The following is a 26,751-nucleotide window of genomic DNA, read 5'->3' on the forward strand; positions in this document are numbered from 1 at the left end:
TCAAATCCTCAAGGGGTCAGGGGGGCGCCAACCTGGAAGGTGCCCACAAAGCGGTAACGAGATGCCGGGTGAATCAACCGCACAAAGCTGGCCACCTGTCCGCGCGACCACGTACGTCGGGTCAGCACCAGCAACGGATCGCCTTCGTTGATCTTCAGTTGCGCAGCCAGACGCTTGCTGGCCGTCTCGGCTTCAATCACATGTTCGGCGCGCTCCAGCGGCGCAACGCGCATCAAGTACTGATGCGGAATCTCGGTGTGGAAATCGATGTCCAGGTAATCCGGCGCCACGCTGGGTTGCACAAAGCGATCCTCCAACTGCACCGGCTTGTCATCGCTGTGGTGGAGCAGGCGACTGTGGAACAGCTCCGTGCCCGGCGTCAGGCCGAAGTTGGTCGTCACACTGGAGCGCGCCTCGACCGTCTCGCAGATCAGCACTTGGACCGAGTGTGTCTGGCCGCGTGACTGAATCTCGTCGCGAATATTGCGCACCTCGAACATCGCCGATTCGGCCTTGGGGCCGGCGACGAACGTGCCGACACCTTGCACCCGGGTTAGTACGCCGGCATCGGTCAACTCGCGCAGCGCTCGATTCACTGTCATGCGAGACAAGCCGAACTTGGCCGTCAGTTCGTTCTCGCTGGGGACGCGACTGCGCGCGGGCCAGTCGCCGTTGGTGATGTGACGCAGGATGAAGTGCTTGAGCTTCTGGTAGTGCGGCTTGGGTTCGTCCATGGCCCAAGCATTACATGTCTATACAACCAGTCCAACCACTTTCGATGCTGTACTGCACAAGCAGTTGACACTAAGAATTTCCTCGTGCTATTGCTGTGGTATAGACAACCTGCGGGTTCGCCACACGCTCATGCCTTCGCTTCGCGTGCTACTGCGTATGTTCCTGATCCTCGTGCTCTGCGCGGATGGGATCCTGAGCGCGCAGGCCACCACGCGGATGGCCGTGCGGCATATTCCTCCCCCAGGTGCGGTGAATGGCACCCACTCGGTGCATGGCGGCGCGCGTGTCAATGAACGCGCCAAGATTAGTAACGATTGCAACAAAATTCTTCCCGGTGGCAAGCGAGCCGGGCAGGGTGATCAGAACGATCATCAGTGCGACTGCAGCACCACCTCCTGCGACTGCAGCTGTGTGCTCACCTTCTTCGCCGGGCGTGTGCCGGTCATCTTTGCCGCCCAGCACGCCCTGACGAGCACCTACCTACCTACGCCTGAGTTGCCGCCGCTGCGACGACAGGTATCCCGGCTGTTCCGACCTCCCATCGGCTAATGCTGCTTGGTCGCCATTGATTGGCGACGTCTACGCACGCCCTGATGTCGCATAGGCCCCCACGTCTGGGGCACCAGGGTCATACGCATGCATTGCCCTTCGGGGGAGAGAGAACCCATGTACTTCAAGCGCAATCCTTTGGCGGTATCCGTCGGTGCCCTTCTGTGCGCCGGTTTTTCCACGGTGGCTCTGGCTCAGCAGGCTGAACAGGGCGCCACGAGCGAGTCGGCCAAGACGCTGGACACCGTCCAGGTCACCGGCAGTCACATCAAGCGGCTCCAGATTTCCGGCGTCGGCCCGGTCAGCGTCGTGGATGCCGAAGCCATCGAGCGCTCCGGCGCCACTTCAGTGGAGACGCTGCTGCAGCGCCTGCCGGCCTCGGCCGGTTTTGCCGGCAGCCAGTCCAATGCCTACTGGGCCGAGAACGGCTACGGCACTACCCAGGTCAATCTGCGCGGCTTGGGCATTAACCGCACGCTGGTTCTGCTCAATGGTCGTCGTGTGGTCAATGGCGGCACCGGTGCCAACAGCTCGGTGGACCTGAACATCATCCCCGTAGCGCTGATCGAGCGGATCGAGGTCCTCAAGGACGGTGCCTCAGCCATCTACGGTGCCGATGCCGTGGCGGGTGTGGTGAACATCATCACCAAGAAGAACTACGACGGTGCCGAGGCGGCGGTGCGGTACGGACAGACCTTCGAAAGTGATGGCGAAGAAAAGTCGTTCGATTTCGCCTGGGGTATTACGTCAGACCGCGGTTCGTTGATGGCCGGCATCAACTACTCGGAGACCGGCGCGGTCAACATGGCCTCACGCGCACCGTGCGGCTTGGGTGAGGTCGACGGGCAACTCGAATGTGTGGGCAGCTCGGCCACCATCGGTGGGCGCGCATTGCTAGCCGACGGCTCGCGCGTGAACTTCAACCAGGATCCCAATGGTGACGGGGACTTCTATGAACCGTATTCGGCGGCCAAGCATAACTACAACGGCAATCCCTATCTCAATGCCGTCAATCCGATCAAGCGTTTGAGCTTCAGCCTGTTCGGCGACAGCACTGTGAATGAAACCACGCGCGTGTTCACCGAGTTGATGTTCACCAACCGCCAGTCCGACCAGTTGGCCACGCCCGGCAGCCTGGGTGTCTATCGACCGATCAATATTGCGGCCGGCCACCCGACCAACCCGACCGGCCAAGACCTGCTGCTGCAGCGCCGCCGTCTGGAAGAGGCCGGCCCACGCGAGTTCTTCCAGGAAACCAATACCTTCCGCGTGGTCGCGGGCATTGAAGGCCAGTTGGGCATGAACTGGGACTGGTCGGCCGCGCTGAATTGGGGCCGCAACACTGGTGTGGATGGCTCGACCAATGTGGCGAACCTGGACCGGGTGGATGACACGCTCAACACCGCGCTGTGCAGCAACACGCCCGGCGCGGCGATCCCCTGCGGTGACTATCTCGGCTACGGCGACCTGACCCCCGAGGTGCTCAACTACATCCTGTTCAGGACGCGCGACAACGGCGGCAACGACCAGAAGAGCTTCACCGCCAACATCAGCGGCCAGCTATTCGAGATGCCGGCCGGTTGGGTGGGCTTTGCCTCTGGCATCGAGGTTCGCAAGGAGCGTGGTTGGCGCGATCCCGATCCGCTGACGGTACTGGGCATTGCCAACACGAACCAACAGGATCCGATCGCCGGTGAGTACACGGCCAAGGAAGCCTTCGCCGAGTTTGCCGTGCCGCTGCTTCAGGACAGCGTGATCGCCGAGAGCCTGACGCTCAATGCCGCCGTGCGCTATTCCGACTATGACCTGTTCGGCGAAGACGTGAATTACAAGGTGGGCCTGGATTGGCAGATCGTGCCGTCCTTGAAGGTGCGCGCCAACTACGCCACGGCTTTCCGTATCCCCAACATCCCCGAATTGTTTGGTGGCGTAGCCGAGGGCAACCTGACCACGACCGATCCCTGTAGCGGCTGGAGCAGCTTGCCGGCTGATTCGGTAGTGCGTCAGAACTGTCAGGCGTACGGCGTGCCGGCAGGTTACGTACAGCCGGGCAACACGATCCTGACCACCTCCGGCGGCAATCCTGACCTGGAGCCGGAAGATGCCAAGTCCCTGACCGTGGGTGCGGTCTGGACGCCGAGCTTCTTGCCGGGACTGACGCTGACGGTGGACTACTTCAACATCAAGATCGACAACGCGATCCAGCGTATCGATGGCTCAACCAAGCTGTCGATCTGCTACAACACCCCGGGCTTGGCGCATCCGTTCTGCGGCAATGACAACTTCACCCGCAATCCGATCACCGGTGAAGTGGACTTCCTGTCGTCCCAGCCGGTCAATGCGGCCAACGAACGGGTACGGGGCATCGACCTGGGTGGTCTGTACGAGTTCGCGGTTGCTGGGTTCGATTCGACCTTGAGCGTGGATGTGTCCTATCTGGACCAGTACGACGTGCGGCCGTTCCCGGGCGCGGATGTGATCGAGTACGCCGGCAAGATCACCGGTGGCCGTGGCAGCTTTACTCACTGGCGCGCCTTGACCTCGCTGACGATGGAACGCGAAGCCTGGTCCGGTTCTTACAGCTTGCAGTACATCGGCAAGGCCGATGACATCAATGCCAGCCCCGGCGACATTGGTGATCACGCACCCAGCGTGACCTACCACAATGTCCAGCTCAAGTACGCACCGAACAAGACCTTCGATGTGTCCTTCGGCATCGACAACCTGTACGACAAGAAAGCCCCGTTTATCCAGAGCTACACCGACGCCAATACCGACACGATGACGTATGACCTGCTGGGTCGTCGTTGGTATGCCCGCGTGGGATACCACTGGTAAGACCTGCTTGGCCTGCTCCCGTCCTGGTGACGGGAGCAGGCGTTGTCCTCTTGTCGAACGAGATCACTATGAAATCGGCTTTCTGGGCACGCAAGGCCCACAAATGGATTGGCCTGATCATTGGCGTGCAAGCGCTGCTGTGGATGATCAGTGGCGTGTACATGACGGTCATCTCCCTGGACATCATCCATGGCGATCACTTGGCCCATGCCCATCAGCAGCCGCTGGTGGCACCCACTCACTTGTCCGGTGAGGAACTGCAGCGGCGCTATCCGGGCATGACGCAGGTCAAGCTCAAGCGACTGCTTGAGCGGGATGTCTACGAGATTCACGCCCGCGATCTGGTGTACCTGCTGGACGCTACGACGGGGGAGGTGCTCTCCCCAGGTGATCAGCAGATGGCGATCGCCTTGGCAAAAGACGTCTATCAGGGCCAGGCACCCGTAGCTCGGGTCGAGTGGGTTACCCAGGCGCCGCAAGAAGTGGCCACCCGCCCGGTTCCCATGTGGGCGGTGCACTACGCCGATGCCGGTGAAACTACCCTGTATTTCTCGCCCTACAGCGGCGAGTTACTGGCGCGGCGGCACAGCCTGTGGCGCTGGTTTGATTTCCTGTGGATGTTCCACATCATGGACTACGAGGCCCGTTCGGACGTCAACAACACCTTGTTGCGCGTGGCCTCGGCGGTTGGCTTGGTGTTCGTGCTCAGCGGTGCCTGGTTGCTGTTCTACAGCTTTCGCAGGAGGGCCGCAGCATGACGCCCTGGATGAGAACGCTGCACAAATGGGTCGGCTTGATCATCGGCCTGCAGTTGCTGCTTTGGATGGCCAGTGGCGTGATGATGAGCTGGCTGGACCATGACCAGGTGCAGGGCCATGAGTTCCAGGCTCACGAGCATGCGGCCCATGAGTGGCCTGCCAATGCCCGCTCGCCGGCCAGTTTCCTGGGTGGAAACAAGAAGATCAGTCGCGTCAGTTCGGGCTGGTTGCTGGATACCCCGGTCTATCAGTTGGCCGATGCCCAGGGCATTACCTTGGCCAACGCCGTGTCCGGCCAACCCATTGCCTTGGACGCGGCCTGGGCCACACGCCTGGCGCAAGCCTCCTATACCGGCCCTGGCACGTTGAAAGCACCGCGCCTGTTGGAGTGGAGTGGTGAGGTACGCGATCACGAAGGCCGACTGTGGCGCGTGGATACCGACGATGGCCAGGACACCACGGTGTACCTGTCTGCCCAGACGGGCGAGGTGCTTTACCACCGCAACAAGACCTGGCGCCTGTTCGATGTGTTCTGGATGTTGCACATCATGGACTACACCGGGCGCAAGAACTTCAACAACCCGTTGGTGGTCACCGCCGCGATCGGCGGTCTGTGGTTGGCCCTGACCGGTATCTGGCTGCTGTTTGCCAGCTTCCATTGGAGCGAGTTCGTGCCGCGCCGCTGGCGTCCGGCCCGCGAGTTGTCGGTATTCGGTCCGGATGGGACACGGCTGCGTACCGTCCGGGCGTCGGCAGGCGACAACGTCTACGTCTCGCTGGCGCGCGAAGGCGTGCAACTGCCGTCCAACTGCGGAGGAGGGCAGAGCTGTGGCCTGTGCGAGGTGCGCTTCCGCGGCGCGGCACCCAAAGCCACCGCGGCCGATCGCGCCCACCTGGGCGCCAGCAAGGTCAAGATGGGCTATCGCCTGGCCTGCAATCTGGCCGTGACGGAAGACACCGATGTCGAGGTGGCTGGCGGGGCCAGCCTGTGGACCGAGTATGGCGCCACCGTGGAGCAGGTCACGGCAGTGACGCCGTTCCTGCGCGAGATCGTGCTCAAGCCCGACGAGGCCCCCGGTCCGGAATATCAACCTGGCGCTTACTTGCAGGTGCATGTGCCCAACTACGAGGTACCGGTGAACAAGCTCGTGCGGCCCGAGCACCACCATCAGGAGTGGGCGGGCGTGGACCTGCCCGAGAAGTTGGTCAACCGCGAACCGGTCCGTCGGGCGTATTCGCTCGCCTTGCCTGTCGATCAGGCACAGGGGCGACTGACCTTGCTGGCCCGCTTCAGTCCTGGACGATCGGACAAGAAACGCCATCCTCCTGGCAGGGGCTCAACCTACCTGTACACGCTCTCGCCCGGGGATCGGGTCTGCTTCAGCGGCCCCTTCGGCGACTTTGCGCTCAAGCCTCACGGACGGGAGAAAGTGTTCATCGGCGGCGGCGCTGGCATGGCCCCGCTGCGCGCGATGATTCGGACGCTGTTGGCGGGGCAGGGCGGTGAGCGGATCCACTTCTGGTATGGCGCGCGCAGTCTCAAGGAAGCGCCCTACATCGAGGAGATGGAGCGCCTGGCCCAGCAGCACGAGAACTTCAGCTGGCACTTGGTGCTGTCGGATGAAGCGCAGAACGACGACGCGCTATTGCGGGGCCTGGTGCATGAGGTAGCGCATGACCGCCTGCTCAAGGCCCACCAGGCCTTGGCCGATTGCGAGTTCTACCTGTGCGGACCGCCGGCCATGCTTAAGGCCACACGCGAGCTGCTGACCCGGCTGGGTGTACCCGACAGCCAGGTGGCGTACGACGATTTCAAGATCTGATCCCAACGCCCGCCGGCCGAGCAGGCCGGCGGGTCTTGCGGCGTACCGGATTTCCTGACCGCGCTCGTCCCAGTGAATGGACGTGCTTGAGCCTGCCTGATGAATCAGCGAGTACCCCGGTGACCACGGCGCTGGATGAGTGGTTCATATCCCATGTCCTGCCCCTGGAAGGCTTGATACATGCCTTCCTGCGCCGGCATGGACATGAGGACAGCGAGATTCCTGATCTTCGGCAGGAGGCTTACGCACGCATCTACGAAGCCGCGCGACGGGGCTTGCCCGCGCAGACCAAGCCCTTTGTCATGACCACCGTACGCAACTTGCTCATCGATCGCATTCGCCGCTCTCGTATTGTCTCCATCGAAGCGATGGCCGATGTGGAGCAGGCGGTCATGCAAAGCGATGAGGTCACGCCGGAGCGACACTTAGGCGCCCGTGATGAACTGCGCCGCTTGCAGCAAGGCTTGCAGAAACTGCCCCACAAATGTCGACAGATCGTGGAGCTTCGCAAGATCTACGGTCTATCCCAGCGCGAAGTGGCTGGACGATTGGGGATCGCCGAAGATACGGTGGAGCGTCAGACCCTGTTGGGTATGCGGGCCTTGGCCGACTTCATGCTCGGCGGTACCGGCAAGATCCAGCGTCCGTCACGGCGCTTCAACAAGGAACGTTCGCAGCCATGAGCCCACACAAGGACATCGAACAGGTCGCGGCGCAATGGATCAACCGTGCCGAGTCCCCACAATGGACTGCACAGGACCAGATCCAGCTGCAAGCCTGGCTGGAACAGGACACCGCCCATCGTGTGGCCTGGCTTCGTTTGAAGTCGGTGTGGACGCGCGCAGACCGGTTGGCGGCGGTACGCGCCGTGCAGCCGCCACGCATACACCGTTGGCGAGCGCCGATGCGCTGGGCCATTGCCGCGAGCGTTGCCATGCTGGCGGTGCTGTTCACCCTCACGGGGTGGGGCCCTGGCACGCGCTACAGCACCGAGGTTGGCGGCCGGGAGGTGATCGCCCTGTCGGACGGTTCCCGCCTGGAGCTCAACACGCACACGCAGCTGCGGGCGCAGGTGGACCCCTCGCTGCGCCACGTGTGGCTGGACAAGGGCGAGGCATTTTTTGATGTGAAGCCCGATCCGGCGCACCCGTTCGTCATCCACGCCGGCGAGCATCGTGTCGTGGTACTGGGAACAAAGTTCTCGGTCAGGCAGGAACGCGAACGCCTGGAAGTGGCCGTGCTGGAAGGCAAGGTGCGCGTTGAGCCGCTGGTGGCCAAACCGGGACGGCCGCCGGTGATCGTGCAGGGCGGGGGGCTGCTGTATAGCAAGCCGGCGGGCACGCTGGTGGCAGTCAACGCTCAGGACAAGGTGCGCCGGTCCTTGAGCTGGCGCCATGGCACCCTGGAGTTCGATCAAACCACGTTGGCGGATGTGGCGGCCCAGTTCAATCGCTACAACGATAAGCAGTTGGTACTGATGGATCCGGAAACGGCCCACATGCGTGTGGGCGGCAGTTTCGATGCCACAGGTGTGGATGCCTTCGCACGTCTGTTGGCCACCGGCTTCAACCTGCGCGTGGAGACGCAGGGTGATCAGATTCGCGTGTCCCAACCGCACTGAGACGCCAGCAGACATCAATCTGAAATATTTCATACCGGAAGCGTGCCGTCCTCTCGTCACAGATATCAGGCCGATTCGCGCCGACCTGGGGAAAATGCATGGCACGTACGAAAGTGGCGAGGACAGCGTTGGCTGTCATGTGTGGTCTGGTCATCGCGGCCTCCGCCGCTGCACAAACGAGCAGTTTTGATATTCCCGAAGGGGATCTGAAAGTCGCGCTGGAAGCCTATGCCCGGCAATCGGGCGTTCGCCTGGTCTACTTGAGCGAAGACGTTCGTGATCGACGCACCGCAGGCGCGCGTGGGGACATGTCCCAAGATGCAGCGCTGAACCGCCTGCTCGCCGGAACCGGACTGACGGTCAAGCGCGATCAAAGCGGCGCGCTGGCGATCGTGCGAGAAGGTGCCAACACGCCGACGCCTACGCGCAACGCACCGACCTCCGGTGTAGGGCAAGCCGGTCCCGATGCCTACAGCGCCTCCCTCTCCGGCGGCGCCGACGCCTCAACGCCGTCGGCCGCTTCACCCACCACCTTTGATGCGGTCCAGGTGACCGGCAGTCACATCAAACGCGCCCAGATGTCCGGTGTGGGCCCCACCACGGTCATTGATGCCGAGACCATCCAAAGCTCCGGTGCCGTCTCGGTCGAGACGCTGCTGCAGCGCTTGCCTGCATCGGCCGGTGCAGCCGGCTCGCAATCCAACAACTTCTGGACGGGTAACGGTAACGGCACCACCCAGATCAACCTGCGTGGCTTGGGCGTCAACCGCACCTTGGTACTGCTCAACGGCCGACGCGTGGTCAACGGTGGTACCGGCGCCAACAATTCGGTGGATCTGAACGTGGTGCCCTTGGCCCTGGTTGATCGCATCGAGATCCTGAAGGACGGCGCATCGGCGATCTACGGCGCCGATGCCGTGGCCGGCGTGGTGAACATCATCACGCGCAAGGAAATGGATGGCGTGGAGCTATCCACCCGCTATGGTCAGACTTTCCAGGGCGATGGCGAGATCGGCTCCTTCAACCTGGCCTTCGGTACCACCGGCGAGCGCAGCTCAATGTCTGGCGCCCTGACCTATGCCGAAAGCGGCACGATCACCATGGCGTCGCGGGCACCGTGTCCGTTGGGTGTGGTGGCCGGCACCCTGCAGTGCGTGGGCAACTCGTCCACCATCGGTGGGCGAGCCCGACTGGCCGATGGTCGCGTGGTCAACTTCAACCAGGACCCCAACGGGGATCCACGCTCCTACGAGCTCTATGATCCGGCCAAGCACAATTACAACTACAACTTGTTGCTCAATGCGGTCAGCCCGATCAAGCGAGTGGGCTTGAGTGGCTTTGGTCAGTTCGACCTGACCGAGAACACCCGTCTGTTCACGGAACTGATGGCGACCAATCGCCAGTCCAATCAGCGTGCCTCACCCAATACCCTGGGGGTGTATCGCACCATCCGGATCGCCGCCACTAATCCCACCAATCCCACCGGCCAGAACCTGACCCTGGAACGTCGGCGTCTGGAAGAAGCCGGGGCGCGCATCACCGAGCAGGAGGTCGATACGTTTCGCACCGTGCTTGGTTTGGAGGGGCAGTGGGGCGATAACTGGGCGTGGAATGTCGCGATGAACTGGGGCCGCAACTCTGCTACGGACAGCTCGACCAATATCGCCAACCTGGATCGGGTAGAGAACACTCTCAACACCAGCCTGTGCAGCAACACACCAGGGGCGGCTATTCCGTGCGGCAACTACTTGGGCTACGGCAACCTGACGCCCGAAGTGCTGGATTACATCCTGTTTACCCAGCGCGGCTCCGGTGGCAACAGCCAGCAGGGCTTTAGCGGCACCATTTCCGGCGCCCTGTTCGATTTGCCCGCCGGTAGCGTCGCCTTCGCTTCGGGCGTTGAGTTTCGCAAGGAACGGGGATGGCTGTACCCAGATCCGCTGGTAGTCAACGGCAGCGCCAACATCGTGCGTCAGGATCCGATCGAAGGTGAGTACTCGGCCAAGGAAGCCTTTGTCGAGTTTGCCGTCCCGCTGCTGCAGGACGTCCCGTTGGTGGACTACGCGACCCTGAACCTGGCCGGCCGCTATTCCGACTACGACCTGTTCGGCAGCGACACCAACTACAAGGTGGGGCTGGATTGGCAGGTGGCCGAACCGCTGAAGATTCGTCTCAACTACGCGACGGCTTTTCGTATCCCCAGCATCCCGGAGTTGTTTGGCGGCATCGGCCAAGGCAGCCTGACCACCCTGGATCCGTGCAGCAACTGGAGCACCTTGCCCGCGGACTCGGTGATTCGGGCCAACTGCCAGGCCGCCGGGGTGCCCACCAACTTTCGTCAGTTGGGCAACACCATCCTCACCACGACCGGCGGCAATCCCGACCTCAAGCCTGAAGATGCGCGGACCTTCACGGCAGGCTTTGTGTGGACCCCAGGCTTTGCGCCGGGGCTGACGCTCACGGCCGATTACTACCGTATCCGCATCGAGAATGCGATCCGTAGCATTGAAGGCTCGGTCAAGCTGCGTGCGTGCTACACCACGCCGAACTTGGCCCATCCGTTCTGCTCACCGGCCAACTTCACTCGTGATCCGGTCACCGGTGAGGTCAACTACCTCTCGTCCCAGCAGGTCAATGCGGCCAGCGAGGAATCCGAAGGCGTGGATATCGGTGTGCTGTATCAATTCGATGTGGCCGGCTGGCAGGCAAGCGCGAGTCTGGATGCCTCGTATCTTGAGCGCTACGACGTCACTCCCTTCGCCGGTGCCACCACCATTGAGTACGCCGGCAAGATCACCAGCGGCTTGGGTAGCTACACCCAGTGGCGTGGCTTGGGCTCACTGCGCATGGGCAAGAACCGTTGGACTGGCGTCTATTCGGCGCAGTACATCGGCAGTGCGGACGACATCATCGCCGTGCCCGGCACGATCGGCTCGCATGTGTCCAGCGTGGTGTACCACAACCTGCAACTGAGCTACGGCATCAAGAAGAAATGGGACATCTCGGCCGGCGTTGAGAACGTGTTCGATAAAAAGGCGCCGTTCGTGCAGAACAACCCCAACGCCAACACCGACACCATGACGTACGACTTGCTGGGTCGTCGCTGGAATGTCCGCTTTGGTTACCACTGGTAAGTCACGATCCCAAGGAGCTACACATCATGAGAAACACGCAACTATCTGCCGCACTACTGCTATTCGCGGTGGCCGGTAGCGCCGGCGCGCACGACCTGTTTGTCGCTTTCTCCAAGCCCGGCACCGCAGCGGGCGAGGCGAACACCGCCCTGGTCAACAACGGCACCTTCGATGAAAGTGCTGGCGCAGTCACCCGGGCGCGTCTACAGAACGTTTCGCTGAGCCAGGGTGGCGCCAAGGCGGCCCCGGACTTGGCCAGTTGGAAAGAGGTCGGCAAGCAAAGCCAGCTCACCGTGCATCCGGCGGGCGAGGGCACCTATCTGCTAGGGGTCTCGACGATGGCTTCCACCAGCACCCGTACGGCCAGCGAGTTCGGCAAGTACCTGGAGTTGGAAGACTTGCCCGATACCTTGGCCACCTATGATGCGAGCAAGTTCCCCAACGGGGTCACCTACAGCTATACCAAGCATGCCCGCGCCATTGGACAAGTAGGCACGAAACTGACTGACGACTTCGCCGCCTCGCTGGGCTATCCGTTGGAGATCCGCCTGGCCCGCAATCCTGGAAGCGTGAAGGTCGGCGAACAGCTGTCGTTCCAGGTACTGCAGCAGGGCACGCCAGTGCCCAACCTGCGCGTGTACGTCGGCCATCGCGCTGACGCACCGGTCAAGGGCGGGCACGGTAGCGCCACGCTGCTGCGTACCGATGCCCAAGGCCAAGCCAGTTTCAAGGTGACCTCCGCCAAGACCTGGTACATCCACACCAATCACATGGTGCCCTCTACACAAAAGAGCTTGGATTTTGTGTCGGATCGGGCGTCGCTGAGCTTTGATATTTCCCCGCACGCCGGGCACTGATAAGTAAGCACGTAGGCGGTACTCTCCCCTTTGACGCCAGTCATGACTTCTTCCATGACTGGCGTCTTTTTGTGGGGACGCACCTCAAGTGCTCAGTCTGTCTCTCATTGGTCGCCCCGCGCCGCGCGCAGTCCACGTCGCCGCACCAGATAGAACGCTGCGGGAATCACCACCATGGAGAGCACCGGTGCGGTGAGCATGCCACCCAGCATCGGCGCGGCGATACGTTGCATGACCTCCGAACCGGCACCGGCACCGATGAACAGCGGAAACAAGCCGGCCAGGATGACGGCCACCGTCATCGCCTTGGGGCGTACGCGCTGCACGGCACCTTCGTAGATAGCTTCTTGCAGAGTCGACACATCTTCCGGCGCACCGCTGGCCAAGCGCTGCTCCCAGGCATGGCGCAGGTACAGCAGCATGATGACGCCGAACTCAGCGGCAACGCCGCCCAGGGCGATGAATCCGATCATGCTGGCCACCGAAATCGCATGGCCCAGCCCCCAGATCAACCAGAAACCGCCCACCAATGCCAAGGGCAAGCTGAGCAGGATGATGGATACATCGCTGAGCCTGCGGAACACCATCCAGATGACCAGGAAGATGATCGCCAACGCCGCGGGCACCACCCACTGCAGGCGTGCCAATGCCCGTTGCAGGTACTCGTACTGCCCTGACCAGGCCACCCCATAGCCGGCAGGCAAGCTCACCTGGGACTGCACCGCGGCTTGCAGGTCCTGGACCACCGATCCCAGGTCGCGATCGGCCACATCCACGTAGATATAGCCCACCAACCGGCCGTTATCGCTCTTGAGCATCGGCGGGCCTGGGCTGACCGACAGCTCCGCCACCTGGCTCAAGGTCAGTTGCACACCGCCTGGCGCGATCAGCGGCAGATCCTGCAAGGCCTGCAACGAGTCACGCTGGCCACGGGGGTAGCGTAAGACGATGGGATAGCGCTCGCGCCCCTCGATCGTTTCCCCGATTGGATCACCGCCAACGACCGTGGCAATCAGTTGCTGGAGTTGGCCTTGCGTGAATCCATAACGTGCAGCGATCTCCGGGCGCACCTGTACATCGACATAGCGCCCGCCGGTGACGCGTTCGGCCAGTGCCGAACTCACGCCGGGCACAGTCTTGGCCACCTGCTCGATCTGCTGGCTCAGGCGTTCGATCTGCTCCACATCCGGTCCGGAGACCTTGATCCCAATCGGGCTTTTGATGCCGGTGGCCAACATATCGATGCGATTGCGAATGGGCGGTACCCATAGATTGGTCAGACCGGGAATCTTGACCGCGGCATCCAATTCCTGGCGTAGCTTCTGAGGGGTCATGCCCGGGCGCCATTGATCCCGCGGCTTGAAGGTCACGGTGGTCTCAAACATTTCGATAGGTGCCGGATCGGTCGCACTTTCGGCACGGCCCGCCTTGCCGAACACGTGCTCGACCTCCGGTACGGTTTTGATCATCCGTCCTGAGAGCTGAAGCAACTGGCGCGCCTTGTCAGCTGACAGGCCTGGCAGCGCTGTGGGCATGTACAACAGGCTGCCTTCTTCCAAGGGCGGCATGAACTCACTGCCCAGCCGGCTGAAGGGGATCAAGGTGAGCACCAGCAGCAGGCCGCTGAGCAGCAAGGTGACACCGGGATGTTTGAGGACCCACAGCAGGATGGGCCGGTAGCCGGCGATCAGGATGCGATTGATGGGGTTCTGCTGTTCCGGGCGGATGCGGCCGCGGATCAGGTAGCCCATCAGCACGGGGATCAAGGTCACCGACAACCCTGCTGCGGCGGCCATCGCGTAGGTCTTGGTGTAGGCCAGGGGCGAGAACAATCGCCCTTCCTGCGCCTGCAGGGCAAAAACCGGCACGAAGGATAGAGTGATGACCAGCAAGCTGGCGAACAGGGCCGGTCCGACCTCGGCCGCCGAGCGGGCCATCAACTGCCAGCGCTCCTCACCGTGGGGTTCCCGGCCGTGCGCTTCGCGCCAGTGCTCCAGGTGCTTGTGTGCATTTTCGATCATCACCACCGCTGCATCGACCATCGCACCAATGGCGATGGCGATGCCGCCTAACGACAGCAAGTTGGCGGAGATTCCCTGGGCGTGCATCACGATGAAGGCCGCCAGGATACCCAAGGGCAGGGTGATGACGGCCACCAACGCCGAGCGTAGGTGCCACAGGAACAGCAGGCATACCAGCGCTACGACCAGGAACTCCTCGCCAAGCTTATGGGTGAGGTTGCGCACTGCATCCTGGATCAGCTCGGAGCGGTCGTACACCGGGACCACTTCCACGCCCTCGGGCAAGCTGGATTGCAACGCCTGTAGTCGCGCTTTGACGTTCCGGATGGCCCCCAAGGCATCCTTGCCGGTGCGCAGGACGATCACGCCGCCGGCCACCTCACCTTGACCATCCAACTCTGCGATACCACGACGGAAGACCGGCCCCCGACTGATCGTGGCCACCTCGCCGAGCAAGACGGGGATGCCGTCGTTGCCGGTTACCGGCACCTGTTCGAACGCCTCCTGTGTGCGCAGGTAGCCTTCGCTACGCACCATCAGTTCGGCTTCGCCTTGTTCGATCACCGAGCCCCCGGTAGCGCCGTTGGCCGCATCCACCGCCTCGATGAGCTCAGCCACCGTGAGTCCACGGGCCGCCAACGCCTGCGGATCGGGCTGGATCTGCCAGGCGCGCACCGCACCGCCCACACTGGCTACCTCAGCCACGTCCGGCACGGTTTTTAGCTCATAACGAAGAAACCAGTCCTGCAACGCACGCAGCTGCCCCACATCACGTTGACCGGTCCGATCCACCAAGGCGTACTGGTAGATCCAGCCGAGTCCTGTCGCATCAGGACCCAGCGCCGGATTCACGTTCGGCGGAAGTCGATCGCGCACCTGGCTCAAGTACTCGAGCACTCGAGAGCGTGCCCAGTAAAGATCAGTGGCATCGTCAAACAGGATGTAGACGAACGAATCACCGAAGAAGGAGAAGCCGCGTACCGCCTTCACGCCCGGCACGGACAACATCGTGGTGGCCAACGGGTAGGTGACCTGATCTTCGATGATGCGCGGAGTTTGCCCCGCCCATTGCGTGCGGATGATGACTTGGGTATCGGACAGGTCCGGCAGCGCATCCAGCGGCGTGTTCTTTACCGACCAGATGCCGACCACCGCCAGCAGCGCGGCGGCAACCAGCACCAGCACGCGATTGGCGATGCAAGCATGGATCAGGCGCGCGATCATGGCGTGCCCTCCATCGCTTCGGGCATGACCTCGCTTGCCCGGCAATCGGCGGCTGCGGCGGGGCCAAACTTGGGTACCAACAGCATATCCATGAACGGTGACTTGCCCGGCTTGTCGAAATGCTTCTCCGGCACCATCGGGTCATACCAGTACTGCACCGGGCAGCGCGGCGGCGTGGAGGTAGAGATCTCTGGCGCGACAGGCGCAGGCTGTCTGGACGGTGACGGCACGACAGTGCGTGCGTCGTGCCCGGCGTCATGGCGCTCGTGTACACCTGATGCGCTGGCAGGGCTTGTCGGTTGTGCAGCGCCCAGGCGTTCCAACGCACCGGAGAGACTGGCTTCAGAGTCGAGCAGGAACTGACCGGAAACCACCACGCGTTCACCACCGGCCAAGCCTGCCACGATCTGCGTGCGCCCTTGCACGCTGCGTCCGACACTCACCCGCACTGGCCGGAAGCTCCCGTCCGGATCCTGCACGATGACCCGGCTGTCCCGCCCAGTGGCGATCAGCGCCTCCGTGGGAACGACTGGCAGGGCCTGCTCGGCATCGGGCTGCACCAGAACCTCGGCGAACATGCCCGGCACCAGCCGACGCTGCGGGTTGCGCAGCACAATTCGCGCCCGCTGCGTGCGACTAGCCATGTCGACCTGGGGAAGCAATGCCTGTATCCGTCCGGCAAAGCGCTCTGCCGGCCATGCACTGACCGTGGCCTGCACTGAGGACCCCGGTCGCAAGGTGCCCAGCGCTGCCTGGGGCACCGAGGCCTCCAGCCACAGCGTGTCCAGCCCATTGATCTTGAACAGTGGCGTACCGGGCATCACCGTCTGCCCCTCGCGTGCAAAGATCTCGGTCACGACACCATTGTGGTCTGCGCCAAGCACGACGCCACTTCTGACCGAGGCGCCAGAAGGAACGCCCAACGAACGCAACCGTTGGTGCGCGGCGCCCTGTAGCTCACGCGCGCTCGCGGACTGAGCTTGGCTCAGCGCATGGGCTTCGGCGATGGCGGCGTTCCATGCCGGGGCCTGCACCGTGGCCAGCGCTTGACCACGACGAACCTCGGTAAACGGCGCCTTTACCTGCACGTGGGTGATCAAGCCTTCCATGCGCGCACTGACCACGGTTTCCTGGGTCAGATCCCACGTCAGCGTGCCCGGCACGCGTACGGCACTTCCTAGTGACTCTACCGCCACTTCTTGAGTGCGTATGCCCACGTTCTGCTGCAGGCGCGGATCGATCTGCGTTCCGCCCCCCATGGCCTCATCTGCGTATTTGGGCAGCAACTCCATATCCATGAACGGAGATTTGCCCGGCTTGTCGAATCGCTGCTCCGGCGCCATGGGGTCGTACCAGTACAGCACCTTGCGTGCTTGATCTGCGCCGCTCTTGCCGGTGGGCGGGGTGGTATCAGAGGTTCGAGTCATCCAGGCATAGCCGCCGGCAAAGCCGAGCGCGAGCAACCCGAGGGCCACGGCGAGTTGTGTGAGACGCGTTTTGGTCGGGCTCATGGCGTGTTCTCCTCATGGGGCAGCAGATAGGCCAGTGCCGCCCAGGCACGGCCCTGTTCGCCCAGCAGGCGGGCGTTCTCCAGTTGCAGTTCGATCTCATCGCGCCGCGCTTCCAGCCACGGCTGCAGGTCGGCACCGGCGCCGTAGGCAGCCAACGCTGTGCGTGCACGATCGCGCGCCAAAGGCAGGCTCTGCGTGTTCTGACGCTCCAACTGGCCGGTTAACCCGCGCCATCGCGCCATCGCGCGGTGTACCGACTCGGCTTGGATGCGCCGGGCCTCATCGCGCTCTGCCGACACCGCCTCCAGCTCGGCCCGTCGCGCCGCGATGCCTCGTGCTTGGCGGTTCTTCTGGAACAGCGGCAGACCCACGCCCACTTCCACCATGAGCATGTTGCTGCGCGCCATGCCGTCGGGTGCGCGCTCGCGACGTCCGTAGGTGAGTTCCACACTCCAATCCGGGCGGGTTTCGGCCACGGCCGCATCCACCTGGGCCTGGGCTAAGCTCTGGCGTGCTTCCCAGCCCAGTAGTGGCGTGTGCTGGTCCAGTTTGGCCAGCAGTTGGGCGGGCTCCAATGGCAACTGCGAAAAATCCGGCGCCGTACCACTGGCCAAGATCGCCTCTGGTGCCACACCCAACCACCGCACCAGGCCGGCCTGCGCCGCAGCATGCTCCGCATGTACCTGGTCCAGGCGATTTTCCAACTGCAGTAGGGCGGCCTGAGCGGCAAGCACGTCACTAGCCCCGGCCGTGCCGCCTGCCAAGCGAGCACGCGCCGCACGCTCGGCGATGCGCGCCGGCTCGCGCAAACCTTCCAACGCATCTACGGCTTGCTGCGTACTCCACAGCTCGATCCAGGCCTGCGCGGTCGCTTGGACCACCATCTGCTGTTCGGCCATCGACAGTGAGCGCGCTTGCGCCAGCGTCGCTTGCGCCAGCGCTTGCTCGGCACGTCGTTTCGCACGCGCAGGAAACTCCTGCATCAGACCGACTTGCTGGGTAGTCATCTCATCGGCCCGCAGGCTGAAGGCATCGGGTCCGCTGACGGGCCAGTTCGCAAGCCCCACGATCAAACGTGGGTCGGGCAGCGCGCCAGCACGCGCGGCTTCTTCGGTACTGGCATCGATCTGGGATCGGCGCACCTGCAGGGTAGGGGCGTTAGCAAGCGCCCGTTGTAGGGCTTCTGTGTAGCTGATCGGGATTGCGGGCGGTGCTGCCACCACAGGACCACTGAGGGCCAGGGCAAACACGAATCCACACGCCATCCTGCGCCTTGCACGCAAGAAGAAAGACATCTCCATAAGACCTCCGGACAAACGACAACGAGCGCGCTGCAACGCATGCAGCACGAGCACGGGTCAATCCAGGAGGGGGCTTAAATCAGCAGGCTACAGAAGCGCTGCAGGGGAGGCGGATCGGACACGCACACCGGAACATCCCGATAGAACTGCGCGTGTACCGGTGGCAACAGAGCCTGCACCAGCGCGAAGGCGACCAGCGCCGGCTGGTAAGGCACTTGAGGGGCCTTCGCATCGGCCGTGGCGATGTGATCGCGCTGGCAATGCTGGTCGCACAACGCCGGAGCATCGGGATCCGGCGCGGACATCTCTTCGCAACCGACCATCAGGGTCGCTCGTCCGGCTTCCACCGATTCCAACGGACAGGCGTAGGCCACCAGTGCCAGCTGCTGCAACAGCAGCGCCCACAGTCCCAGCCATGCCAGTCGGGCACGAGGACGGGGGCGCCGCCATCGCCTCAGCAGCTTCACCATGACCGCTTCCGCACGCCCGAAGCAGCGCCTGCGGACGCTGGGCGGATCAGGGCAGGGGACGTGTGAGCTCTCATGATGGCCAGTCTAGCCCTCTTGGGGCCGACGGGCATTGATCAGGATCAAGCCCTTGCGTGGCCTCAGCGGTGGCATCCGCCGCAGCAGGAGGATGCAGCCGGGGTGGGTGGCGTATCGGCCTCAGAAGGGAGCACGGCGGCGATCACATAGCCTTGCCGCTGGATGGCCTCCACCGCCTGTTCTACGGCAAGCAGGCCCTCGATCTTGACCATGCCACTGCCCAGATCGACGTCCACCTGGGCCTGGGGCTCAACGGCCTGAATGGCTTGGGTGACCGTCCGGACACAATGACCACAGGTCATACCTTCAACAACGAGATTCATGGACAACCCTCCAAAAGCATCGGCGGTTTGCCGACGGTGTCACGATGGGCCTTCCCACGGTGGGAAGGTCAAACGACAGGCAAGTTCAGTGATGCCCCGTCCCGCGTTGTTGACCTTCCCATCATGGGAAGGCTCAGGCTACCTGCTCGTTCCTATTGGTCCTTACTCCATGGACATAACGCTCACTTCGCCGCCGCCGGCGCCTACGGACACGCATCGCTTTGGCGTCGCCGGCATGACATGCGCCTCATGTGTAGGCCGGGTAGAACGCAGCTTGCGGGCCGTTGCCGGCGTGAGCGATGCGTCGATCAATCTGGCAACAGAAGTGGCCGAAGTCACCGCGCCGGCAGCCGCGTTTCCTGCCTTGATCGCGGCGGTGAAGCAGGCTGGCTATGAGGTTGCCAGCAAGGAGTGGGATCTGATCATCCAAGGGATGACCTGCGCTTCATGTGTGGCACGGGTAGAGCGTGCGCTGCGCGCTGTGCCGGGCGTGATGGAGGTGTCGGTCAATCTGGCCACCGAGCGCGCGCGCATACGCGCCACGTCACTGGTGGAGGTCGCATCCCTGGTTGCCGCTGTCAGCGCAGCGGGTTACCGCGCGATCGAACCGCAGACTCCGGAAGGCAACACCGATACAGCATCGGCGCGCCAGACGCTCAGTGGTGACACCCTCAAACTGTTGATCGCTGCGGTCCTCTCCCTGCCGTTAGTCGTCCCGATGCTGGGATGGGTCGCAGGGCAGCATTGGATGCTACCTGGCTGGCTGCAATTCTTGCTCGCAACGCCGGTGCAGTTCTGGATTGGCGCGCGTTTCTATCGCGCTGGATGGCACGCCCTGCGCGCTGGCACGGGCAATATGGATTTACTGGTCGCTTTGGGGACCAGTGCCGGTTATGGGCTGAGTGTCTATCACTTGTTCAATGATGCCGGACACCACGGCGATGCCGCGCTGTACTTCGAGACCTCGGCGGTCATCATTACCTTGATCCTGCTGGGCAAGTGGTTAGAGGCCCGCGCCAAACAACAGACCACGCAAGCGATCCGGGCCTTGCAAGCACTGCGGCCAGCCACCGCACGCGTGTATCAGGACGGACAAGAGCGCGAGGTTGCCATTCACGAGGTTGCCGTCTCGGACATTGTCAGTGTGCGGCCAGGCGAGCGCATCCCCGTGGATGGCGTGATCTCGGAGGGCCGCACGCACGTCGATGAGTCCCTGATCACCGGGGAGTCCATGCCCGTGGCGCGCGGGGAGGGCGATCGCGTCACCGGTGGGGCTATCAATGGCGAAGGCCGCATCCTGGTACGCACACTGGCAATCGGCGCCGAGACCGCGTTGTCTCGGATCATTCGCCTCGTGGAGGATGCACAGGCCAAGAAGGCACCTATCCAGCGAACCGTGGATCGGGTGAGCGCGATCTTCGTGCCGGTGGTGATCGGCCTGGCTTTGCTCACGCTGCTCGGGTGGGGGTTGGGAACGGGTGATTGGAACCAGGCGATCCTGAGCGCGGTAGCGGTGCTGGTCATCGCATGCCCATGCGCGCTGGGATTGGCGACCCCGACCGCGATCATGGCCGGCACCGGCGTGGCCGCCCGAGCGGGCATTCTGGTCAAGGATGCCGAGGCGCTGGAAGTGGCACGTACCGTAAAGGTGGTGGCCTTCGACAAGACAGGCACGTTGACCCAAGGACGTCCTGTACTGACCGAGGAGATTGCCACCCGTGGCCACGCAGCCGATCTGTTGCCGTTGGCGGCGGCCCTGCAGCAAGGCAGCGAGCACCCCTTGGCCAGGGCCGTATTGAGCGTGATGGGCCAGCGCGCCATTCCGCTCGCACGCGATGTGCAGGCGGTGCCTGGCCGCGGCATCACCGGCACAGTGGATGGCAGGAACCTGTTGCTGGGCAGTACCCGCATGATGCTTGAGCATGGCGTGGAGCTCACAGCATTGCAGACCCGGGCCGAACTACTCAGCCAGACCGGCCACACGGTGTCATGGCTGGCAGAGCAGGGCACCGATCATCCGCAGTTGCTCGGCATACTGGCCTTTGAGGACCCGCCGCGTCTGGGTGCAGCGGCGGCTGTTCAACGGCTGCACACGCTGGGTTTGCGCACCGTCATGATTTCTGGCGACAATCCCGGCGCCGCCGCCTCGGTGGCAAAGGTGCTGGGCATCCAAGAGGTGCGCGCCAATGTATTGCCTGAGCAGAAAGCTGCGTTGGTCGCTGAATTGGCTCAGTCGGCACCGGTGGCCATGGTCGGCGATGGTGTCAACGATGCGCCAGCGTTGGCTGCTGCCAACCTGGGGGTGGCCATGGGAACCGGTACCGATGTGGCGATGCATGCCGCTGGGGTTACCCTAATGCGCGCTGAGCCGGGTCTGATCGCCGATGCCATCGACATTTCCCGCCGCACGACCCGCAAGATCCATCAGAACCTGTTCTGGGCCTTCGGTTACAACGTGGTCGGGATTCCTCTGGCGGCCCTGGGCTTGCTTGATCCGGTCATCGCCGGCGCAGCGATGGCCTTGTCCAGCGTGAGCGTGATTGCCAACACGCTGCTGTTGCGCCGTTGGCAGCCAACCAAGATCGATGTGGGAGAGGCATGATGGCAACCAGACGCAGCTCCAGGGCACTGCGACCCGAACTGGCCGACGCGCGCGAAGCCGGATTGCATAACATTGGCGAGGCCGCCGCGCTCAGCGAGGTCAGCGCCAAGATGATTCGCCACTATGAGGGGATCGATCTGATCCCTCCGGCCAGCCGCACCTTTGCTGGCTATCGCCTCTACACCGATGCCGATGTGCACAGGCTTCGGTTCATTCGTCGTGCCCGCAACCTGGGATTTTCCATCAAACAAATCCAATCGCTCCTAGGCTTGTGGAGCGATGACCGGCGAGCCAGCGCCCAGGTCAAGAAACTGGCCCAGGGCCACATCGACGATCTGCAGATCAAGATTACCGAGATGCAGGCCATGCAGCGAACGCTACGCGACCTAGCAAGTCGATGCCATGGCGACAACCGCCCGGAATGTCCGATTCTGGACGATTTGGCGAGTCCGACGAACGGGCATTGACGTTGCCACAGTGGGAAGCCTGACGCTGGCTATCCCTGCTGGTTGGAGCAGCAACGCATGCATCGACTACATATCCCGGCCATGGCTTGCAGCGCATGTGTGGCACCCATTCGACGTGCGCTGATGAGCGTAGACCCCTCGATGCGGGCGCAGTTCATGCCGGACCAACGCCGCATCAGTCTCGAAACCCGCCGTCCGCTTGAGCTGATAAAGCAAGCACTCAGCTCGATCGGCTATCCGGCCCATATTGTTCATTAATGGCGTCATCAAAGAATGCGTTGTGTCATTGCGCCATCTCGATCGCCACCTCTCACCAAACTCGCCGAATGAGCCTCATGCACGCCTACCGCATCATCCGTGGACAGGGTCCACAAAGCCTTCATAGAATCGAGGTTCCGCCCTCGTCCTTGGGTGAGAACCAGGTGCTACTGGCCGTCAAGGCCGCCTCGCTCAACTACCGCGACTTACTCGTTGCTCACGGTCAGATGGGGGCCGGCGAAGCCCGCATCCCATTGTCGGATGCCGCCGGACAAGTAGTAGCTGTCGGTTCGGCGATCACCGACTTCTCCATCGGTGATGCCGTACTCCCCATCTTCTTTCCGCGATGGACTGAGGGATTTCCCAGCGAGCAGGCGCTGTCCCTGTCGCTGGGTGGCAACATCGACGGTGTGCTGACGACACATCTGGTGGTCGATCAAAGCGCATTGGTGCACGCGCCACGCACTCTGTCATGGGAGCAAGCTTCTACGATCGCCTGCGCAGGGGTCACTGCCTGGCACGCGTTGTTTGAGTTGGGCGCGCTGCCCGACGGTGCACATGTGCTGATTCAGGGCACCGGCGGCGTGTCTACATGGGCGGTCCAGCTCGCGTTGGCAGCCGGCTTGCGCGTCACGGTGCTCTCTGGGAGGGAAGAGGGCATCGAGCACATGGTGGCATTGGGGGCACACGCTGCCATCAACTACAACACCGATCCCAACTGGGATGAAACGGTGCTCCGCACGACCGGCGGCGTAGATCTGGTGATGGACATCGGTGGAGCCGGCACGATTGCTCGCTCGCTGCGAAGTCTGCGCCCCGGCGGCCAAGTCGTGACCATCGGTGGCGTCGCTGGCGGATTTGCATTGAGCATCGATCCATTCTCACTCATCGGCGGAAAGTCGCTCACCGGGGTGGTAGTGGGTTCCAAGAAAATGACCAAAGCCCTCATCCGCTTCATCGACGAACACGCCATCGTGCCGGTTATCGACACCATCTTTCCTTTTGCTGAAGCTGCTGCCGCGTTTGCGCGCATGGAACATGGAAGGCCCATCGGCAAAGTGGTCATCGCCATCAACTAGCCTCTCGGCTTCACACGAGCACCTTCATGCCTCTGATCAACATCAAAGTCTCAGCATCTTCGTCTCCCGCGCTGACCGCAAAGATATCTACACAGGTGAGCGATCTGACCAGCCGGATTCTAGGAAAGAAGGCGGGCCTGATCGCGACGATCATCACGTACGTCCGGCCTGAAGATTGGCTGATCGGAGGAAAGACGCTGAGCGAGATTGGCGTCTCAAGCTTCTCGCTGGAGATCATCGTGACGGATGAGACCAACACCAAAGCGGAGAAGGCAGAGTATCTTGCCGAGGTATTCGCCTGCTTTGAGCGCCTGTTAGGCCCCGTGCACCCGACAAGCTATGTACATGTCCACGATGCGCGCGCCTCGGCCTATGGCTACGGTGGGCGTACGCAAGAAGCGCGGTTCCATCAGTCCTGACATTCCCGTTGCACGCATATCTCGCACGAAAGGGCGCTGTCCGGACAAGTTTTCAGGCACTCCCGTGCCTAGGAGCTTTCGCCGGGTACTGCAAAGATCTGTCTGATGTCCATGGGAGTCGTGCGGCCATCTTTTGCTACGAGCTCATGAAAAGCTTCTTGAACTTTGGAGAGTTGGGCCATCGGCAAAGTGATCTCGCCCGATCTGACCGGATCGCACCAGAACGCCGTGTTGGTCAACGCAACATGCTGGCGGCAAACCATTGGACGGTCCTCGTAGATCGAACATTGCTCCTGGATGAGAAAGGGGCAGGGCGAACCATGGAAGTCGGCGCTAGGAAGCGACTTCGGCAATCGAGAATGCGAGGAGCGCTTCTCAATAAGCTCGGCCTCAACGGGATAAAGGTGCACCGGGTAGTGGCAACATGCCGAGCAGCCCGCACTGCATGCGACATATGGAGCCATCGCCGCGGACAGGATCTCCATTTCCTTGTGCAAGGCGCGCAGCTTTTTTATCGGGCTTCCAGGCAAGGCGGCCAGCCGACTGGCCAAGCTGGCTTCTCTGTCTTGGGTTTCCATCGGAATGCCAGTAAGCATTCGATCGAAATTCGCCTGGGCATTCTTCTTGGCCTGAGCAGGATCGCGCTCTGAGTCATCCGTTTGCAGCGTCATCGGTGCTCCTCAAGCGTGCCGGGTTCATCCTCAAAACCTACCAAGCCTGCGCCCATCATGCTCGCGGAACTGAAGGCTATCAGGGTTGGAGCGTCCGGCGCGGGCTAGCCGCAACGTGAGCAAGACACCGATCGAGGGCGGAGCCATTCAGACACCAGACTCACCAAAACGGCCACGCTGCGGTTTTACATAAGCGACGTTATGCGAAGTAAGTTATTGATTATACCGGATTAATTTGGAAATCGCAAGGTCTGTAGTTGCACCGTGCGCTAGCCGGCCACAGACGCGATAAGCTAAGCATTCCTTAGTTCCAGCCATTCTTGATGTCATGACGACGCCATCTGAGCGCACCCGCAATGTGTTGCAGGCGGGCGCGTTCCTCCGGCAGCTAGCGGCCAGCCAAGCCGTGCCCAAAGAGGTGCGGCAAGAGGCATATCGACTGCTGCGGCACTATCCAACCGTCAGCGACATCGAGGCGATTGCTGAGCACGAAGAGCGGCTGCGAGCGCTGACCCAGTCGGCCTTCGTACGACCCTACCTGAGCAGCGAGATCGAGGCGGATTGGTTCTCCGGATACCCGCTTGGCCCTCATCGCATCTGACTATGAAGCAACCGAGCAGGCCGCGTGCAAGAGGGACTACGTCCGCAGAGGCAGCGCTGGAGGCTTCCTTTGAACGGGCCCGCGACAGCGCAGCCGAGGAACGCGCATTCTTCAAGCGACTGATGGATGCGATCGTGTACGTGCATGCGCCCGTCTCGGATGACGCGCGGACACTGCGGCTGGTCCAGTTCCGCCATCCTGACGGTTTCGATGCGATCCCCTTCTTTACCTCGCTCGACAAGGCGCAGGCGGCCAGTTCGGCTGCTGTCAGAATTCTGGGAGTTCCAGGCCGTGAGCTGCTAACCGGTACTCGCGGCGCTACGTTGATGCTCAATCCCAACGACGACGGCGTTGTCCTCTACCCGGAAGAGGTTGCGGCATTGTTGGATACGGGCTTTCTGGCCAGGGTGGAACGGCTGGAGCCGGCGGAGTTCGCGGTGAGACCTGCCCAAGCCGCACCGGCTTGGCTCGCTCCGGCCATCAGCGGCAGCCTTGAACACGCCGACTTCGTCTCGTCGGCGTATCTCCTGGAAACTCACTCGTCGGGGGGCGTCGAACAGCCTCCCGGTCTGTTGATCTGGCTGGTGGTCGACCTGGCTTTCGCCGAGCGGGCGGCTCGTCTGGTGACCACCGCCATACAGCCCTTATGCTCAGATTTGGACGTCATCATCGACTTGGCGGTCCACGACGTATCGCAGCCTTTGCCGGCGGGCCTGGATGATCCCCAGATCGTGCCCATGTTCACGAGAATCAAGCCAACTTGAGCGCAGCTCATCGGCCTATGAGCCCTGAAGACAAACTGCTAGCACTCCTTCCGGAATTGACCGAGGAAGAGAAGGATCGGCGGACCCGCGAAGGTATCGCCGACGTCGACGCTGGACGTACGATCCCGCACGAGGAACTACTGCAATGGATCAGGCGATGGTCGGAGCCTTCTTGAGGGTTTCCGTTGGGTCAGGAGCGTGGAAACTCTTGAATCCAATATTCAAGAAGGGCACGCGTGCCTAAGCAGCACTTCAGAAATGCCTGGGTCACGCGGCTTCTGGTTCGATCAAGCCTAAGTCTGTAATCCACGCACTGCCTGACGTCGAGGGGTGTTTCCTCGTTGAATCATGGTGTTAGAGCCGATTCGGCTGTTTTTCTCACGAATCCCTGCCGACCCTCAGTTTGAGCTGCTGGATGTGGATGCGCTGCAGGATCCGGCCAGCGGGCGCCTGCTCCACCTGTACTCGCTGGTTGCGCGGTGCATGAGCTGCGACACGGTGTTCAAGGCGGAGGAAGGGCAGGGGTTGGTCAGCCACACCGCCGCGCGGGTGGTGCGATGCCCAACGGGCTGTGGCCAGCAGGCGTTCAAGCCGGCGTTGCTGCGTGCCTGGCAGCCGGAACGCGTCGCACAGGCCTGAGAGCACTGATA

At 62.5% G+C, this 26,751-nt stretch carries 23 protein-coding genes; 16 read left to right on the forward strand and 7 right to left on the reverse strand.

Features of this window, described 5'->3' with window-relative positions; translation table 11 throughout:
* Window positions 1–8: 8 nt before the first annotated feature.
* Window positions 9–734, reverse strand: a complete 726-nt coding sequence (gene hutC, locus N7573_RS00570) for a histidine utilization repressor (protein ID WP_046934788.1) — start codon at window positions 732–734, stop codon at window positions 9–11.
* Between the two features lie 157 nt (window positions 735–891).
* Between hutC and N7573_RS00575 the strand changes: the two genes are divergently transcribed.
* The 8 genes from N7573_RS00575 to N7573_RS00610 all read left to right on the forward strand — a co-directional run bounded on the left by N7573_RS00575 (window position 892) and on the right by N7573_RS00610 (window position 12,315).
* A complete protein-coding gene (locus tag N7573_RS00575) occupies window positions 892–1,284 on the forward strand; it encodes a CopL family metal-binding regulatory protein (RefSeq protein ID WP_046934787.1) in 393 nt (130 codons plus the stop codon).
* A 117-nt stretch (window positions 1,285–1,401) separates the two neighbouring features.
* Window positions 1,402–4,122, forward strand: a complete 2,721-nt coding sequence (locus tag N7573_RS00580) for a TonB-dependent receptor (RefSeq protein WP_046934786.1) — start codon at window positions 1,402–1,404, stop codon at window positions 4,120–4,122.
* A gap of 68 nt (window positions 4,123–4,190) precedes the next feature.
* The gene (locus tag N7573_RS00585; protein WP_046932627.1) at window positions 4,191–4,880 is read left to right on the forward strand and encodes a PepSY domain-containing protein; all 690 of its coding nucleotides are present in this window, start codon (window positions 4,191–4,193) and stop codon (window positions 4,878–4,880) included.
* Window positions 4,877–6,703, forward strand: coding sequence for a PepSY domain-containing protein (locus N7573_RS00590; protein ID WP_046937801.1), 1,827 nt, complete (start codon window positions 4,877–4,879; stop codon window positions 6,701–6,703). The genes N7573_RS00585 and N7573_RS00590 overlap by 4 nt, the downstream gene beginning before the upstream one ends.
* Before the next feature lie 86 nt (window positions 6,704–6,789).
* Window positions 6,790–7,386, forward strand: coding sequence for a sigma-70 family RNA polymerase sigma factor (locus N7573_RS00595; protein ID WP_200909222.1), 597 nt, complete (start codon window positions 6,790–6,792; stop codon window positions 7,384–7,386).
* Window positions 7,383–8,324 carry a FecR domain-containing protein gene (locus N7573_RS00600; RefSeq protein ID WP_052756063.1) on the forward strand — a complete coding sequence of 314 codons (942 nt, stop codon included), beginning with the start codon at window positions 7,383–7,385 and terminating at the stop codon, window positions 8,322–8,324. Before N7573_RS00595 ends, N7573_RS00600 begins: the two co-directional genes overlap by 4 nt.
* Before the next feature lie 98 nt (window positions 8,325–8,422).
* Window positions 8,423–11,458, forward strand: a complete 3,036-nt coding sequence (locus N7573_RS00605) for a TonB-dependent receptor (protein WP_080952948.1) — start codon at window positions 8,423–8,425, stop codon at window positions 11,456–11,458.
* Between the two features lie 26 nt (window positions 11,459–11,484).
* Window positions 11,485–12,315: a DUF4198 domain-containing protein gene (locus N7573_RS00610; protein ID WP_046932602.1), complete on the forward strand. Its 831-nt coding sequence runs from the start codon at window positions 11,485–11,487 to the stop codon at window positions 12,313–12,315.
* A gap of 104 nt (window positions 12,316–12,419) precedes the next feature.
* Here N7573_RS00610 and N7573_RS00615 read toward each other — a convergent pair whose 3' ends face one another.
* The 5 genes from N7573_RS00615 to N7573_RS00640 form a co-directional block, all read right to left on the reverse strand.
* Entirely contained in the window at window positions 12,420–15,560 is a 3,141-nt protein-coding gene (locus N7573_RS00615; protein ID WP_046932604.1) for a CusA/CzcA family heavy metal efflux RND transporter, read from the reverse strand.
* Window positions 15,557–17,071 carry an efflux RND transporter periplasmic adaptor subunit gene (locus N7573_RS00625; protein WP_046932607.1) on the reverse strand — a complete coding sequence of 505 codons (1,515 nt, stop codon included), beginning with the start codon at window positions 17,069–17,071 and terminating at the stop codon, window positions 15,557–15,559. Before N7573_RS00625 ends, N7573_RS00615 begins: the two co-directional genes overlap by 4 nt.
* Window positions 17,068–18,426, reverse strand: a complete 1,359-nt coding sequence (locus N7573_RS00630; RefSeq protein ID WP_279911750.1) for a TolC family protein — start codon at window positions 18,424–18,426, stop codon at window positions 17,068–17,070. The genes N7573_RS00625 and N7573_RS00630 overlap by 4 nt, the downstream gene beginning before the upstream one ends.
* A 20-nt stretch (window positions 18,427–18,446) precedes the next feature.
* The gene (locus N7573_RS00635) at window positions 18,447–18,842 is read right to left on the reverse strand and encodes a hypothetical protein (protein WP_046933519.1); all 396 of its coding nucleotides are present in this window, start codon (window positions 18,840–18,842) and stop codon (window positions 18,447–18,449) included.
* 137 nt (window positions 18,843–18,979) lie between these two features.
* Window positions 18,980–19,240 (reverse strand): heavy-metal-associated domain-containing protein, encoded by a 261-nt coding sequence (locus N7573_RS00640; protein WP_162337844.1) that lies wholly within the window; start codon window positions 19,238–19,240, stop codon window positions 18,980–18,982.
* A gap of 169 nt (window positions 19,241–19,409) precedes the next feature.
* On the opposite strand from N7573_RS00640, the gene N7573_RS00645 reads away from it, so the two are divergent.
* The 5 genes from N7573_RS00645 to N7573_RS00665 all read left to right on the forward strand — a co-directional run bounded on the left by N7573_RS00645 (window position 19,410) and on the right by N7573_RS00665 (window position 24,065).
* Window positions 19,410–21,842 (forward strand): heavy metal translocating P-type ATPase, encoded by a 2,433-nt coding sequence (locus N7573_RS00645; protein WP_279911751.1) that lies wholly within the window; start codon window positions 19,410–19,412, stop codon window positions 21,840–21,842.
* Window positions 21,842–22,309 carry a Cu(I)-responsive transcriptional regulator gene (gene cueR / locus N7573_RS00650; protein ID WP_201417330.1) on the forward strand — a complete coding sequence of 156 codons (468 nt, stop codon included), beginning with the start codon at window positions 21,842–21,844 and terminating at the stop codon, window positions 22,307–22,309. Before N7573_RS00645 ends, cueR begins: the two co-directional genes overlap by 1 nt.
* A gap of 123 nt (window positions 22,310–22,432) precedes the next feature.
* Complete coding sequence (locus N7573_RS00655; protein ID WP_257999571.1) at window positions 22,433–22,567, forward strand: hypothetical protein; 135 nt, start codon at window positions 22,433–22,435, stop codon at window positions 22,565–22,567.
* Between the two features lie 77 nt (window positions 22,568–22,644).
* On the forward strand, window positions 22,645–23,646 hold the full coding sequence (locus N7573_RS00660; protein ID WP_046933530.1) for an NAD(P)-dependent alcohol dehydrogenase: 1,002 nt from the start codon (window positions 22,645–22,647) through the stop codon (window positions 23,644–23,646).
* A 26-nt stretch (window positions 23,647–23,672) separates the two neighbouring features.
* On the forward strand, window positions 23,673–24,065 hold the full coding sequence (locus N7573_RS00665; RefSeq protein WP_046933516.1) for a 4-oxalocrotonate tautomerase family protein: 393 nt from the start codon (window positions 23,673–23,675) through the stop codon (window positions 24,063–24,065).
* A 68-nt stretch (window positions 24,066–24,133) separates the two neighbouring features.
* On the opposite strand, the gene N7573_RS00670 is transcribed toward N7573_RS00665, so the two are convergent.
* On the reverse strand, window positions 24,134–24,736 hold the full coding sequence (locus tag N7573_RS00670) for a YkgJ family cysteine cluster protein (protein WP_052759651.1): 603 nt from the start codon (window positions 24,734–24,736) through the stop codon (window positions 24,134–24,136).
* Window positions 24,737–25,064: 328 nt separating this feature from the next.
* On the opposite strand from N7573_RS00670, the gene N7573_RS00675 reads away from it, so the two are divergent.
* From N7573_RS00675 to N7573_RS00685, 3 genes are all read left to right on the forward strand, one after another.
* Window positions 25,065–25,337 carry a BPSL0761 family protein gene (locus N7573_RS00675; RefSeq protein ID WP_046933515.1) on the forward strand — a complete coding sequence of 91 codons (273 nt, stop codon included), beginning with the start codon at window positions 25,065–25,067 and terminating at the stop codon, window positions 25,335–25,337.
* Window positions 25,338–25,339: 2 nt separating this feature from the next.
* Complete coding sequence (locus N7573_RS00680; protein ID WP_162109351.1) at window positions 25,340–26,101, forward strand: SseB family protein; 762 nt, start codon at window positions 25,340–25,342, stop codon at window positions 26,099–26,101.
* Between the two features lie 348 nt (window positions 26,102–26,449).
* Window positions 26,450–26,740, forward strand: coding sequence for a hypothetical protein (locus N7573_RS00685; RefSeq protein WP_279911753.1), 291 nt, complete (start codon window positions 26,450–26,452; stop codon window positions 26,738–26,740).
* The last annotated feature ends 11 nt before the right edge of the window (window positions 26,741–26,751 follow it).

This window comes from Stenotrophomonas sp. GD04054 (assembly GCF_029836955.1).
Taxonomy (GTDB): domain Bacteria; phylum Pseudomonadota; class Gammaproteobacteria; order Xanthomonadales; family Xanthomonadaceae; genus Stenotrophomonas; species Stenotrophomonas maltophilia_A.